Raw genomic sequence first — 14,544 nt, 5'->3', positions numbered from 1 at the left:
GTTTTCGAGAGGTTCAAACGCAAACTTCATCATACCAATTTGGAGGGAATTCTAATGGCAGTAACAGCTAGTGCGGTAAAAGAACTTCGCGAAAGAACAGGCGCGGGCATGCTGGATTGCAAAAAAGCGCTGGATGAAACAAATGGTGATATCGACAAAGCGGTCGCAGTACTTCGCGAAAAAGGTTTGTCTGCAGCAGCTAACAAAGCTGGACGTATTGCAACTGAAGGCGTTGTCGAGTCTTATATTCACGGCGGCGGACGAATCGGCGTTCTCGTTGAAATCAACTGTGAAACCGACTTCGTAGGTAAAACAGATCAATTCAAAGAGTTTGCTCGCGATATCGCGATGCATATTGCCGCTGCAAACCCTAAATATGTTCGTCGCGAAGAAGTGCCAACGGAAGAGCTTGAGAAAGAAAAAGAAATTTTGAAAAACCAAGCCCTGAACGAAGGCAAGCCTGAAAAAATCGTTGAAAAAATGGTTGAAGGCCGCATCAACAAATACTATGAAGAGTATTGCTTGCTTGAGCAATCCTTCATCAAAGATCCTGACAAAACGATCAACACGCTGCTTAACGAAAAAATCAGCACGATCGGTGAGAACATCTCCATCCGTCGTTTTGCTCGTTTTGAACTTGGCGAAGGCTTGGAGAAAAAACAAGAAAACTTCGCTGAAGAAGTTATGTCCCAGGTGAATAAATAAGCCGAATAGGCTAATATAAGTTATAGAAAAGAGTGGAACACACCTGTGTTCCTTCTTTTTTAAGAGATATAAAGGCATAAGAGAGATAAGATTGTTATAAATTCGGAGTAAAGGCACCCTTATCTCACAAGAAAGTATGGATTTAAGTCTTGATTAGACGACCAGAAGTTTCTACTTGAGACGGATGTGTGTACCCGATTTTTATAAACCGTCAAGCAGTGTGCCGGTGTGTCTGTCTGTCGTTTTTCAAACGGGCGTCGTATACTTAGGCGCCGTCTTAAAGTGGAGGGTTATCATTTGGAACAGCCTGTATATAAACGAGTGATATTGAAAGTCAGTGGGGAATCCCTTTCAGGGCAGAATGGATATGGTATTGATGCTGAGACGATCTCATCGATCGCTGAGCAGGTTCGTGAGGTTGTCGAGCTTGGTGTGGAGGTCGCGATCGTGTGCGGCGGCGGAAACATCTGGCGCGGTATTGCTGGCAGCGCGAACGGAATAGACCGTGCAACAGCAGATTATATGGGGATGTTGGCAACGGTGATGAACTCTTTGGCATTGCAAGATGCTTTGGAGCAGATCGACGTGCCGACTCGGGTGCAAACCTCTATCTCCATGCAGCAAATTGCGGAGCCGTATATTCGCCGTAGAGCCATTCGGCATTTGGAAAAAGGCCGTGTCGTTATTTTCGCGGCAGGAACAGGTAACCCCTACTTCTCCACCGATACGACTGCAGCGCTTCGCGCAGCGGAAATCGAAGCAGAAGTGATTCTCATGGCGAAGAACAAGGTGGACGGAGTGTACTCCGCTGATCCATTTAAGGATGAAACTGCCGAGAAGTACGAGCAGCTGACGTATCTAGACGTATTGAACAAAAACCTTGGGGTAATGGACTCTACAGCTTCATCGTTATGTATGGACAACAACATCCCGCTCATCGTCTTCGCTATTACGGAGCAAGGTAATATCAAGCGCGTCGTTCTGGGCGAGAAAATCGGAACGATCGTCAAAGGGAGTGTAGATTAATGCCGCAATCGGTGAAAAAGAATGCAGAAGAACGCATGGAAAAAGCGATCCTGTCTTTGAAGCGTGACCTGGCAACGCTGCGCGCAGGACGGGCAGCACCAGCGCTACTCGACCGGATCACGGTGGAATACTACGGAGCACCAACCCCGCTGAATCAGCTGGCTAACATCAGCACGCCGGACTCCAGAACGCTCATGATCCAGCCTTGGGACAAGTCGTCCTTGGCCGATATCGAGAAAGCGATCATGAAATCGGATGTCGGATTGACGCCGGCGAATGATGGTAATCAAATTCGCCTCGTCGTACCTGCACTGACAGAAGAGCGCAGAACCGAGCTGGTGAAAATGACGAAGAAATTCGGCGAGGAAGCGAAAGTGGCCATCCGCAACATTCGCCGTGATGCCAACGACGACATCAAAAAATTGGAGAAAACAGATATTTCCGAGGACGAGTCCCGGAGACATCAGGAAGATATCCAAAAAGCGACGGATAAATTTATCGCAGAAGTCGACAAAGTCCTCGTTGCTAAAGAAAAAGAGATTATGGAAGTATAAGAGACTTGTGGCCCCTCCTGTCAATGGTGGGGTTTGTCTCTTTTTTTGCAGAAAGATGCCTGGAGGAAATGGAATGATCAAACGGGTTCGATCGTGGTTGAATCAGGAGGACAGTCAGCAGACGCATCAGCTCTCTCCGGACAACATCCCACATCATGTCGCCATCATCATGGATGGTAATGGACGCTGGGCAAAACGGCGCGGTATGCCGCGAATCGTTGGCCATCAGAATGGCATGAAGGCTGTCAAAAGAGCGGCCATTGCTGCCGATGATTTGGGAATCAAAATATTGACGATGTATGCCTTTTCGACAGAAAATTGGACGCGTCCGAAGGATGAGGTCGATTTTCTGATGAAGCTTCCTCAGGAGTTCCTGGCTATTGAGCTGGAGGAGCTGATCGAGAAAAATGTCCAGGTCCGCATGATGGGGCATCCGGAAGACCTTCCGTCCCATACCGTGTCTGCGATGGAAGAAGCAGTTGCGAAGACAGCCGGCAATGACGGGCTTGTGCTTAACTTTGCGCTCAATTACGGCAGCCGGAAAGAGATCACCGAAAGTGTCAAGGCGCTCGGACGAGAAGTGCGAGATGGAATTCTTCGTCCTGAGGATATTACAGAGGAACTGATTGGCCAGCGGCTCCTCACAGGCGAATTGCCGGATCCGGATTTGCTGATCCGCACAAGCGGCGAGCTGCGGCTGAGTAATTTCATGCTGTGGCAGTTAGCGTATAGTGAGCTATGGTTTACGGATGCCTATTGGCCGGAGTTCACCAAAGATCATTTGGTGGAGGCCATAGCCGATTATCAACAAAGAACAAGGCGCTACGGTGGACTTTCGTAGCCGATGGAGGATGGAACGTTTTGAAACAGCGATTGATTACCGGAATTATAGCGGGAGCGGTCTTTTTAGGATTATGTTTCATAGGCGGTCTATGGTACCATCTTCTTATTCTGGCGATGGCGCTAATCGGTTATTATGAGTTTGTGCGCATGACCAATACGGCACCGTTCGGGGGAACGGCATGGATTGGGTACGCGGGGGTGCTGCTGCTTGTATTTCCATGGGGACCGCTTAATTTGAATATTCAGATCCCGTGGGAACATGTACTTTGGCTCCTGCTGCTTTTATTTTTGCTGGCGACCGTAACGACGAAGAATGTAATTGATATCAAACGGGTTTCATTATTATTTTTGGCATCAGCGTATATCGGAATCGGATTTTCCTTTATCGCCGAATCACGACATGCTCCTGACGGCCATGGCGTATTCTGGACTTTTCTGCTTCTGGCCTCGATCTGGGCAAGTGATGCGGGAGCGTATTTTGTCGGACGCGCCATGGGGCGCCATAAATTATGGCCTTCCATAAGCCCGAACAAAACGGTTGAGGGTGCGCTCGGCGGTGTGGTCATTGCCGTGTTCACATCACTGCTCTTTTCATTCTTCTCAGATGGATTCCTGACGGCTGGACAAGCGATTCTGATTGGACTTTCCTGCGCTGTTATCGGTCAACTCGGAGATTTGGTGCAATCCGCTTATAAACGGGTGTATGACATCAAGGATTCGGGCAAACTGCTGCCGGGCCATGGAGGGATACTGGATCGATGTGACAGTTGGATCGTCGTATTTCCGTTTGTACATATATTGAGTCTCCTGCCTTACTGATGAAAGGAAAGATGTGCATGAAGAAGATCAGCGTACTCGGCTCCACTGGCTCCATAGGTACCCAGACCTTGGATGTCGTGAGGAAACACCGGGAACATTTTCAGATTGAGGGCCTTGCAGCAGGGAGTAATAAGGAATTACTGCTTCAGCAGGTCAAGGAGTTTTCTCCGCGTAAAGTGTCCGTTGCCACAAAAGAGCTTGCTGACAGCATCAGGCATGATCTTCCTGCCGGAACCGAAGTGTTCCATGGTCATGAAGGCTTGATCGAGATTGCGGCAGCGACGGATGCGGAAATGGTGGTTACAGCGGTCGTTGGAAGCATGGGGCTGTCCTCTACGCTTGCAGCCATCGATGAGGGGAAGACAATCGGGCTTGCCAATAAGGAAACATTGGTAACTGCTGGTCATCTGGTTACGGCTCGAGCGGCTGCAAAAGGGGTAAAACTCTTGCCGATTGATAGTGAGCATTCCGCCATATTCCAATGCCTCAACGGAGAGCGGCATGAAGATATTGAACGGATCACGCTGACGGCTTCCGGAGGCTCATTCCGGGATTATACCCGTGAACAACTGGTTAACGTTACGGTGGAGGATGCGCTTAAACATCCAAACTGGTCCATGGGTGCCAAAATCACGATTGATTCGGCCACCATGGTCAATAAAGGGCTTGAGGTGATGGAGGCCCACTGGTTGTATGATATTCCTTATGACAATATTTCCGTGCTTCTTCATCCGGAAAGCATCATTCACTCTTTTGTGGAATTCCGTGATTCGAGTATTATTGCCCAGCTCGGCAACCCGGATATGCGGGTTCCGATTCAATATGCGCTTACTTATCCGGAGCGTTGGTCTTCGCCTGCGCCAAGGCTATCTTTGGCAGAAGCGGGCAAGCTGCATTTCCGGGAGATGGACCTTGAACGTTTTCCTTGTTTAAGGCTTGCTTATGAATGTGGTAAAATAGGTGGGACAGCGCCAACGGTATTCAATGCTGCCAATGAAATTGCGGTTGCCCGGTTTCTCCGCGGCGAAATCTCTTTTCTGCGGATAGAAGAGATCATTGAGGAAGTGCTGCAAAGCCATCATGCTGTGCCGGAACCGGCACTGGAGACGATTGAAGAGAATGATCGAATCGCACGTGAATTAGCTTCCCGACTATAGGATTTGAAGTGTTTTTGAAATCTCCCTTGAAAAAAAGCGGACAGCTTGTGATTCTCTTGTGGACGACAGGAGAATAATGATAATCTATAGGGACATACTGCGTTCTCAGAGGAAAAGGGGGATGTAAAGAATTGGAAATGGTTCGGGTCGTTTTTTTAACGGTGCTCATGTTTTTTGTGATCGTTACCGTGCACGAATGGGGTCACTATTATTTTGCCCGGCGTGCCGGAATCTTGGTACGCGAGTTCGCGATTGGATTTGGTCCAAAGCTGTTCTCATATAAACGCAATGAAACGCAGTTTACGCTTCGTCTTCTTCCATTCGGCGGATATGCCCGCATGGCCGGAGAAGATCCGGAACTTGTCGAGATTCAACCCGGTCAGACGATTGCGGTTCGATTGAATGCAGAGAATCAAGTGAAAAAGATTTATCTGGATCAACTCGACAACCGTAAGAATGTTATTCGCGGCGAAGTCCAGTTTATGGATATGGTGGATCGTTTGTCGGTTAGGCTTGATGTGGATGGTGAATTCCAGCAATTTGAAATCCATCCGCAAGCCTTAACGGTAGCCAAAGGTGTAGAGACGCAGATCGCACCGAGAGACCGCCAATTCGGCAGCAAAACCGTGGGCCAAAGAGCGCTTGCGATTTTTGCAGGTCCTGTCATGAACTTCATTCTGGCCTTCGTGCTGTTTGCTCTTCACATCCAAATGGCCGGTATACCGGTTGAGAATCCAACCTATGTACAGATTGGCGAGATTACCAAAGGCATGCCTGCCGATGAAGCCAATCTGAAAGAGGGAGACATCATTGAGAGCATTAACGGAACCGCTATTGGTGCCGATTATCAGAAGATGATCGAATTGATTGCGGCTTCCAAGGACAAGCCGATGGAATGGACGGTACGCCGGGGTGAAGAGTCATTTGATCTGACCTTAACTCCGCGGACCATGGAGGGTCAGGAAGGCGGCAAGGTCGGGATTGTTCCCAAGCTTCCTACCCGATCCGCAGGGATTGGGGAGACAATTACCAGTTCCGGGACCGCGATGGTAGATACAACGAATATTATTTTCCAGGGCTTCAGACAGTTGATTCAGAAGTTCTCCATGGATGATCTTGGCGGTCCTGTACGGACGTTCGAAGTGACGGGACAAATCGCCAAACAGGGTATCGCACAGCTGACCTATTGGGCAGCCATTCTAAGCTTGTATCTGGGCATATTCAATCTGCTGCCGATACCGGCATTGGATGGAAGCCGGCTCGTATTCTTAGGGATCGAAGCTTTAAGGGGCAAGCCAGTTGACCCGAACCGAGAAGGCATGGTTCATTTTATCGGGTTTGCAATGCTGTTCCTGTTAATGATAGCCGTAACCTATAACGATATTTTACGTTTGATCAACGGATAAACCCTAAGGTACGGCTCGGTGCGCCAGCCGCAACGAATGCCGTACCTTTTCTATTGTTAGCAGATTATGACGCTTCACTATCTAGCAAATGGAGTTACTATAAGGGCTGGCTTTATAGCCGCAGCTCGTTCACACATATCGCCAATAACGCCAGTCGAGCCGCCTGAATCAGGAGCTTTGACCATGCGTTTTATTAATGGGAGGCACACGATTTATATGTCTAAGGAATCGAAGGATAAACAATTCGTGACGGAGATTACGCCGCAAGCGGAAGATTTCTCGCGCTGGTATATCGATGTCATCAAAAAAGCGGACCTGATGGATTATTCTCCAGTCAGAGGCTGCATCGTCTTCAAACCGGACGGTTATGAAATTTGGGAGCATATCCAGGAGGAGTTGGATCGGCGCTTTAAGGCGACGGGCCATCGGAATGCGTATTTCCCGCTGTTCATTCCCGAGAGCTTTTTCCAGAAGGAGAAGGAGCATGTCGAAGGATTTAATCCGGAGCTGCCATGGGTAACGGAAGCGGCAGGAGAGAAGCTGGAAGAGCGTCTGGCAATCCGTCCGACTTCTGAAACGATGTTCGGGCATATGTATTCCAAATGGATTCAATCCTATCGTGATCTCCCTGTGCTGATCAACCAGTGGGCCAACGTGGTACGCTGGGAAAAACGCACGCTGCCATTCCTTCGCACGAGCGAGTTTCTATGGCAAGAAGGCCATACTGCTCATGAAACGGAAGTTGAGGCAAGAGGGGAAACCATGCAAATGCTGGATATCTATCAGCAATTCGTAGAGGACTATCTCGCGATTCCGGTAATCAAAGGACAGAAGACACCTTCGGAGAAATTCGCAGGCGCCGTGGATACATTCTCGATCGAAGCGATGATGAAAGACGGACGAGCTGTACAGGCAGGTACTTCGCATTATATGGGTACCAACTTCTCACAAGCTTTTGACATTCAATATTTGAACCGTGAAAATACGCTGGAATACGCTCATACAACATCCTGGGGCGTCAGCACGCGTCTCATTGGTTCCTTGATTATGGTTCACGGGGATGACCGCGGATTGGTGCTTCCTCCTAAAGTCGCGCCAACGCAAGTGATCATGATTCCAATCGGTCCACCGAAGACAAGAGATGCGGTTGTGGGTCGTACGGACGAGCTGTTCCGTGAACTGAAATCAGCAGGCATCCGCGTACGCGTTGACGATAATCCGGATGTGCGTCCAGGCTGGAAATTCAATGAGTATGAAATGCGCGGAGTTCCGGTGCGTCTGGAGATCGGGCCACGTGACATGGAGAATGGCGTGTGCGTGCTTGTCTCCCGCATAACAGGTGAGAAGAAAATCGTAGAACAGGCTAATCTGACACAGGAAGTACAGAATATGCTGGAGCAGGTGCACCAGGAAATGTTCGAGCGCGCGAAGCAGTTCCGTGAGGATCATTTCTATTCCGTGGAATCGCTGGATGAAATGAAGGAAAGCATGGAAGAAAAACGCGGGTTTACCTTGGCAGGATGGTGCGGTTCGGAAGCTTGTGAAGATACTGTCAAGCAAGAAACCGGTGCTACGAGCAGAAACATTCCGTTTGAACCGTCTGAGAAGAAAACCAAGTGTCTCGTATGCGGTGATGATGCGAAACATACGGTGCTGTTCGCGAGAGCGTACTAGTAAATCGATATTATGAGTTCCCGGCAAGTTTGGGTGAGGGAGGAGTCCTTCGTCCAAAACCGGGATTCATCATCTGGAGTAAGCTTCCGGATGGCAGTATGGCGGACGCTCTTCTTTATTGGGGCAGGACGAATGGGTGCTGCCAGCGGAGGCTTTATTCTATTTTTTTACATCGACTAAACGCAGTCTGTCTTCTGTGGATGTACGTCGATAGAATTTTTTTCTTATAGCTTTATGCATTGCAGGGGGAGGGAACCATGGGCACAACAGAAGATAAAAGGAAGCGATTTGAACTGCTGATCAAGCAGGGAGAAGTTCCGGCCAATCTGGTGGAACCCTATTTTTTGGACGGCGTGATTGAGCAGGTAGAGACAAGCAAGGCCAGTAAGGACTGGAGAATAACCGTCCTGAAGGAGACCTTGGTTCCAGCTGAGGTCTATCGCACATTTTGTCTGAGAATTCAGGAGAAGATGGGGCATATCGCGAAGATTAAATTTGTGTTCCGATATGGAAGCGGCGTTCCCGAAACAGATATCGTGCAAGAATACTGGGGCTTGTTCCTAGAGTGGGCACATCGGGAGATCCCTTCGGTTAATGGATGGATGGCAAGGGCCAAATACGAGGTGGAGGATGGGCAAGTCCTTCTCTCCATGTCGGATGGCATGTCGCTTGAGCTTGCCCGAAAGAAACAGATCGATGCCGCCATTACCCGTTTTTTCGGACAATATTTTGATCTGACGCTGCGCGTGAAAATGCAGGTCGGCGATAATGGCCAGGCGGCTTATGAGGAGTTCGAGCAGAGGAAACGAGAAGAAGAGCGTGAGGTCATCGAGCAGATCATGAGCAGCATGGAAGCTGAGCTGGACGCGGAAGATGAGGAAGAGGGCGCGGTTCGACTGCAGGTTGGGTATGATATCAAGGAACAGCCGGTTCCGCTTCAGGAGATCCAAGACGAAGAGAAGAAAATTACGATTCAGGGAACCATCTTCGGATTGGATCGTAAGGAGCTTCGTAACGGCAGTACGTTATTTACATTCTATCTGACGGATTTCAGCGATTCCTTGCAAATGAAAATGTTTGGCAAGACGAAGGACGATCTTAAGGTATTGAGCCTGCTTGAAAACGGCAAGTGGGTGAAGGCTCGCGGACGGGTTGAATACGACCGGTTTATGCAGGTGCCTGAGCTGGTGATGATCCCGTCTGATCTCAACGAAGTACCGTCGCCTCCTTCGCGCAAGGATAACGCGGCCGAGAAGCGGGTGGAATTCCATCTGCATACGACCATGAGCACGATGGACGCGGTCACGCCGATCGACCGTTATATCAAAACAGCGGCGAGCTGGGGACATAAAGCCATCGCCGTAAGTGATCATGGTGGTGTACAGTGTTATCCTGATGCAGCAAAGAACGCCAAGAAGCATGGGATTAAAATGATGTACGGCGTTGAGGCCAATGTCGTGAATGATGCCGTCAACATCGTGGAACAGGCACAGTCGATTGAACTCAGCAGTGCCACTTATGTGGTATTCGATATTGAAACCACAGGTTTGTCCATTACCGCAAACAAAATCATCGAGCTTGCTGCCGTGAAGATGAACGATGGCAAGGAGATTGATCGATACGCAACCTTCGTTAACCCGCATGAGCGAATTCCATATCATATCCAGCAATTGACCAATATCAATGACGATATGGTTAAGGATGCCCCTGAATTGGAGCCGGTATTGAAAGAGTTTGTTGAATTCGTTGGGGATGCCGTACTTGTGGCTCACAACGCTCGATTTGACATGGGGTTCATTCAGGCAGCACTCAAGAATGCCGGGATGGATACGCTCGACAATCCCTACCTGGATACGCTGGAGCTTGCACGTCTGGTGCATCCGGGACTTAAAAATCATCGTCTTAACACATTGGCAGATAAGTATAAGGTACTGCTCGAAAGCCATCACCGCGCGATTGACGATACGATTGCACTGGCTGGAATCCTGAACGGGCTCCTTAGCGATGTGGACAAAACCAAAGGCGTCAAGATGCTGGACCGCCTCAATGATTACGTCGGTAAGGATCTGTCCAATACCCGTCCTTTCCACTGCGGCATTTATGCTTTGAATATGACGGGCAAGAAAAACTTGTACAAACTGATCTCCATGTCACATACCGAATATTTCAAGCGAGTGCCGTGTATTCCTAAATCCAAGCTTCAAGAGATGCGAGATGGGTTACTGGTGCTATCCGGCTGCGAAAAAGGGGAGTTCTTCGAAACGGTGCTGAACAAAACGGAGGAGGAAGCCGAAGAGATTGCGGACTTCTACGATGTTCTAGAGATTCAGCCATTGACGATGTATATGCATTTGGTGGACAAAGGCTTGGTGGGCAGTCCCGAAGAGATCAAAACCGCAATTTCCAAAGTCGTGCGCATCGGCGAAAAGCTGAAGAAGCCAGTCATCGCCACAGGAAACGTGCACTATCTTGAACCGCGGGATAAGCTGTTCCGGGACATTACCATCCATGGGATTACCGGTTTCAGCCCGCTCAAGGATATGCGCAAGCCTGACGCGCATTTTCGGACTACGGAAGAAATGCTCGAAGAGTTCGAGTTTTTGGGACAAAACAAATGTTATGAAGTTGTTGTAACGAACACTAGCGAGCTGGCCGACCGCTTTGAAGAGTTGGAATTGTTCCCGGATAAGCTGTTTACGCCGATTCTGGATGGCGCGGATGAAGAAATCCGCAACACCTGCTACGACACGGCCAAGTCCATTTATGGCGAGAACTTGCCGGAAGTCGTAGTGGCCCGGTTGGAGAAAGAGCTTGAGCCGATCATTAAATACGGTTTCTCAGCGAACTATTTGATTTCCGAGAAACTGGTGAAGAAATCGAACCGGGACGGCTATTTGGTTGGTTCACGGGGTTCCGTAGGCTCATCCGTCGTTGCCACATTCCTCGGCATATCCGAGGTTAACCCGCTTCCCGCCCATTACATTTGCTTGAACAGCGACTGCAAGCACAGCGAATGGTTCCTGGACGGCAGCGTGCCGAGTGGATTTGACTTGCCGGACAAAGCTTGTCCGGAATGCGGAAACATGATGAAAGGCGAGGGACAGGATATACCTTTTGAAACCTTCCTGGGTTTTAAAGGGGATAAGGTTCCGGATATTGACTTGAACTTCTCCGGTGAATATCAGCCGCATGCCCATAATTTCACCAAAGAGATGTTTGGCGAGGAGAATGTATTCCGTGCCGGAACCATCGGTACCGTGGCAGAGAAGACGGCGTTTGGTTTCGCTAAAAAATACGAGGAACACAACAACAAGCGCTGGCGGGGCGCGGAGTTGAATCGGCTTGCGTCAGGCTGTACCGGCGTCAAGCGAAGCACGGGCCAGCATCCCGGCGGTATTGTCGTTGTGCCGGATTACATCGAAGTGGAAGAGATTACGCCGGTGCAATTCCCTGCGGACGATGTCAACGCCGAGTGGAAAACGACGCATTTCGATTATCATGCCTTTGAAGCGAATTTGCTCAAGCTTGATATACTCGGGCACGATGATCCAACCATGATGAGAATGCTTCAGGATTTGACCGGCGTGGATCCAACGACCATTCCGATGAACGATCCGAAAGTGATGAGCATGTTTAACTCAACGGAAGCGCTGGGCGTCAAGCCGGAGCAAATACGCTCACCGGTGGCCACCTTCGGCGTTCCGGAGATGGGAACCAAATTTGTACGCCAGATGCTGGTGGAATCGCAGCCGTCGAGTTTTGCCGACTTGTTGCAAATCTCAGGTCTATCACATGGAACCGGCGTTTGGCTCGGCAATGCTCAAGAGCTCATCAAGAATGGTACATGCAACATCAAAACCGTTATTGGTTGCCGCGACGATATCATGTTGTTCCTGATTTATAAGGCAGGCATGGATGCTAGCCTCGCATTTAAGATAACAGAAAGTGTGCGTAAAGGCCGGGGGTTGTCACAGGAATGGATTGACGAGATGAAGAAATGCAAAGTGCCGCAGTGGTACATTGATTCCTGTCTCAAAATCCAGTACATGTTCCCGAAAGCCCACGCCGCTGCGTATGTTATCTCAGCGGTGCGGACGGCTTACTTCAAGCTTTATTATCCGATAGAATATTATGCAACGTACTTCTCGGTTCGAGCCGAGGACTTCGATATCGAATTATGCTGTCAGGGCTATGAGGCGATTTATCGCCGAATTGAAGAGATTGAGCAGCTGGGCTTCGGAGCAAGCCCGAAGGAAAAAGGGATGCTGCCAATTCTGGAGATGGCGCTGGAGATGACGGCAAGGGGCTTCTCGTTTAAGAACATCGATCTGTATGAATCGGATGCGCTCCGATTTAAGGTGGATGGAAATTCGCTCATTCCGCCGTTCTCTGCACTGCAGGGCATCGGTGATAATGCCGCCCGCAATATTGCTGCCGCACGTGAATTCGGTGAATTCCTCTCCATAGAGGATTTCCAGCAAAAATCGAAGGCAAGCAAAACCGCCGTGGAACTGTTGACCCAAATGGGATGCTTCCGCGGTCTGCCGGAGAGCAATCAGTTGTCATTGTTCTGATTCTTGTCATCCTTTCATGGCCGTGACGCCTTGACAGTCAAGGAGTCATACTTGTCACTATTACCAGACTATGTTATAATTTTTTTGGTAATCATGGAGATAAAACCGTTGTGTAAAGAGTGGGGCAACCCACTCTTTACTCTTTGGTATATAGGAAATCAACTTGGAGGTTATGTTCTTTGAGCACATCAAAGATTAAAACGACTGTGGAAGAAATGGTGCAGCCGTATTTGGACGAACACGGCTTTGAACTGGTAGATGTGGAATACGTTAAGGAAGGAAGCAACTGGTTCTTGCGCGTGTTTGTTGATAAAGACGGCGGCATTGACATTGACGATTGCGGTTTAATCAGTGAATACCTGAGCCAGAAGCTGGACGAGAACGATCCTATTCCGACAGCTTATTTTCTTGAAGTCTCTTCTCCTGGCGCGGAACGTCCCCTGAAGAAAAAAGAGGATGTTGCGAAGTCAGTCGGCAAGAACGTGTTTGTTACGGTATACGAGCCGATTAACGGGTTGAAAGAGTTTGAAGGCAAGCTGGAATCCTTCGATAACGAGGAGCTAGTCATTCAAACCGTCAAGAAGCAGCACGTGATTCCATATGCAAAAGTAGCCAGTGCCAGATTGGCCATCATTTTTTAAACGGAAGTTTTGAAAGGGGGAACCGATTTTCAATGAGTATGGATTTTATTGAAGCGATGAATGAGTTGGAAAGAGAAAAGGGCATCAGCAAAGATGTGCTGTTTGAAGCCATTGAAGCGGCACTGATCTCGAGTTACAAGCGCAATTTTAACACGGCGCAAAATGTACGGGTAGACATGAATCGCAATACGGGTGTCATCAAGGTGTTCGCGCGGAAGCTGATTGTGGACGAGGTGCTGGATCCGCGGACTGAAATTTCGCTGCATGCGGCCCGGGAAATCAATCCGCATTTTCAGATTGAAGATATAGCGGAAATCGAGGTTACGCCGCGTGATTTCGGACGGATCGCAGCTCAAACGGCAAAGCAAGTTGTTACCCAGCGCATTAGAGAAGCCGAACGAGGCCTGATCTACAGCGCTTTTATTGACAAGGAAGATGATATCGTAACGGGTACGCTGCAGCGCCAAGATTTACGCAACATCTATATCGACCTTGGCAAGATCGAGGCGGCCTTGCCGCTTACCGAGCTTATGCCTAACGAGAAGTTCAAGCATGGCGACCGGATCAAAGCTTACATTACCAAGGTTGAGAACACAACCAAGGGGCCGCAGATTATGCTGTCCCGTACGCATCCGGGCCTCTTGAAGCGCCTGTTCGAGCTTGAAGTGCCGGAAATCTTTGATGGCGTCGTTGAAATTCGCTCGGTTGCGCGTGAAGCTGGATTCCGCTCCAAAATTGCGGTATTTTCCCGCAACGATGAAGTCGATCCGGTTGGTTCTTGCGTAGGACCTAAGGGTATGCGCGTACAGACGATTGTCAATGAGCTTCGCGGCGAAAAAATTGACATCGTGCGTTATTCCGATCAGGTTGAAGAATACGTGGCCAATGCGCTCAGCCCATCCAAAGTACTTGAAGTTCAAGTATTTGAAGATGAGAAGATGGCGCGTGTAATTGTTCCGGATTATCAACTCTCGCTTGCGATTGGGATCAAAGGCCAGAATGCTCGTCTCGCGGCGAAGCTGACAGGCTGGAAGATTGATATTAAGAGCGAAAGTCAGGCGGAGCAGGAATTTGGCAGACCGAAGTCCCAATCAGGTGAAATGCACCAGGATTCCGTCTCTGTCGATTAATTCCAAATGACAGGG

The 14,544-nt window shown here is 49.2% G+C and carries 11 protein-coding genes; all 11 read left to right on the top strand.

The features are described from left to right. The first annotated feature begins 54 nt into the window (after positions 1-54). The 11 genes from tsf to nusA all read left to right on the top strand — a co-directional run bounded on the left by tsf (position 55) and on the right by nusA (position 14,529). Positions 55-705, top strand: a complete 651-nt coding sequence (gene tsf, locus NYE54_RS22015) for a translation elongation factor Ts (protein WP_339266207.1) — start codon at positions 55-57, stop codon at positions 703-705. A gap of 297 nt (positions 706-1,002) precedes the next feature. Then, positions 1,003-1,731, top strand: coding sequence for a UMP kinase (pyrH, locus tag NYE54_RS22010; RefSeq protein WP_006211297.1), 729 nt, complete (start codon positions 1,003-1,005; stop codon positions 1,729-1,731). Continuing rightward, positions 1,731-2,285: a ribosome recycling factor gene (frr, locus tag NYE54_RS22005; RefSeq protein ID WP_071220110.1), complete on the top strand. Its 555-nt coding sequence runs from the start codon at positions 1,731-1,733 to the stop codon at positions 2,283-2,285. The genes pyrH and frr overlap by 1 nt, the downstream gene beginning before the upstream one ends. A gap of 73 nt (positions 2,286-2,358) precedes the next feature. Continuing rightward, the gene (locus NYE54_RS22000; protein ID WP_339266204.1) at positions 2,359-3,126 is read left to right on the top strand and encodes an isoprenyl transferase; all 768 of its coding nucleotides are present in this window, start codon (positions 2,359-2,361) and stop codon (positions 3,124-3,126) included. Between the two features lie 20 nt (positions 3,127-3,146). Continuing rightward, on the top strand, positions 3,147-3,947 hold the full coding sequence (locus NYE54_RS21995; protein WP_098747006.1) for a phosphatidate cytidylyltransferase: 801 nt from the start codon (positions 3,147-3,149) through the stop codon (positions 3,945-3,947). Positions 3,948-3,964: 17 nt separating this feature from the next. Further along, positions 3,965-5,104: a 1-deoxy-D-xylulose-5-phosphate reductoisomerase gene (locus tag NYE54_RS21990; protein ID WP_339266201.1), complete on the top strand. Its 1,140-nt coding sequence runs from the start codon at positions 3,965-3,967 to the stop codon at positions 5,102-5,104. Between the two features lie 131 nt (positions 5,105-5,235). Further along, positions 5,236-6,510, top strand: coding sequence for an RIP metalloprotease RseP (gene rseP / locus NYE54_RS21985; RefSeq protein ID WP_076324965.1), 1,275 nt, complete (start codon positions 5,236-5,238; stop codon positions 6,508-6,510). A gap of 216 nt (positions 6,511-6,726) precedes the next feature. After that, on the top strand, positions 6,727-8,184 hold the full coding sequence (gene proS / locus NYE54_RS21980) for a proline--tRNA ligase (RefSeq protein ID WP_339266199.1): 1,458 nt from the start codon (positions 6,727-6,729) through the stop codon (positions 8,182-8,184). Positions 8,185-8,441: 257 nt separating this feature from the next. After that, positions 8,442-12,758, top strand: a complete 4,317-nt coding sequence (locus tag NYE54_RS21975; protein ID WP_339266198.1) for a PolC-type DNA polymerase III — start codon at positions 8,442-8,444, stop codon at positions 12,756-12,758. A 179-nt stretch (positions 12,759-12,937) separates the two neighbouring features. Continuing rightward, the gene (gene rimP / locus NYE54_RS21970) at positions 12,938-13,399 is read left to right on the top strand and encodes a ribosome maturation factor RimP (RefSeq protein ID WP_076324962.1); all 462 of its coding nucleotides are present in this window, start codon (positions 12,938-12,940) and stop codon (positions 13,397-13,399) included. 32 nt (positions 13,400-13,431) lie between these two features. Continuing rightward, positions 13,432-14,529, top strand: a complete 1,098-nt coding sequence (nusA, locus tag NYE54_RS21965; RefSeq protein ID WP_076324961.1) for a transcription termination factor NusA — start codon at positions 13,432-13,434, stop codon at positions 14,527-14,529. Positions 14,530-14,544 lie beyond the last annotated feature (15 nt).

Origin of the sequence: Paenibacillus sp. FSL K6-1330 (assembly GCF_037976825.1) — a bacterium.
Lineage (GTDB): Bacteria > Bacillota > Bacilli > Paenibacillales > Paenibacillaceae > Paenibacillus_AQ.
This window is presented reverse-complemented; position numbering and strand designations above follow the sequence as displayed.

Excerpts from the sequence above, each read along its gene's own strand:
- NYE54_RS22000 (WP_339266204.1), top strand. The coding sequence starts at position 2,359 with ATGATCAAACGGGTTCGATCGTGGTTGAATCAGGAGGACAGTCAGCAG.
- NYE54_RS21990 (WP_339266201.1), top strand. The coding sequence starts at position 3,965 with ATGAAGAAGATCAGCGTACTCGGCTCCACTGGCTCCATAGGTACCCAG.
- proS (WP_339266199.1), top strand. The coding sequence starts at position 6,727 with ATGTCTAAGGAATCGAAGGATAAACAATTCGTGACGGAGATTACGCCG.
- nusA (WP_076324961.1), top strand. The coding sequence starts at position 13,432 with ATGAGTATGGATTTTATTGAAGCGATGAATGAGTTGGAAAGAGAAAAG.
- tsf (WP_339266207.1), top strand. The coding sequence starts at position 55 with ATGGCAGTAACAGCTAGTGCGGTAAAAGAACTTCGCGAAAGAACAGGC.
- NYE54_RS21975 (WP_339266198.1), top strand. The coding sequence starts at position 8,442 with ATGGGCACAACAGAAGATAAAAGGAAGCGATTTGAACTGCTGATCAAG.
- frr (WP_071220110.1), top strand. The coding sequence starts at position 1,731 with ATGCCGCAATCGGTGAAAAAGAATGCAGAAGAACGCATGGAAAAAGCG.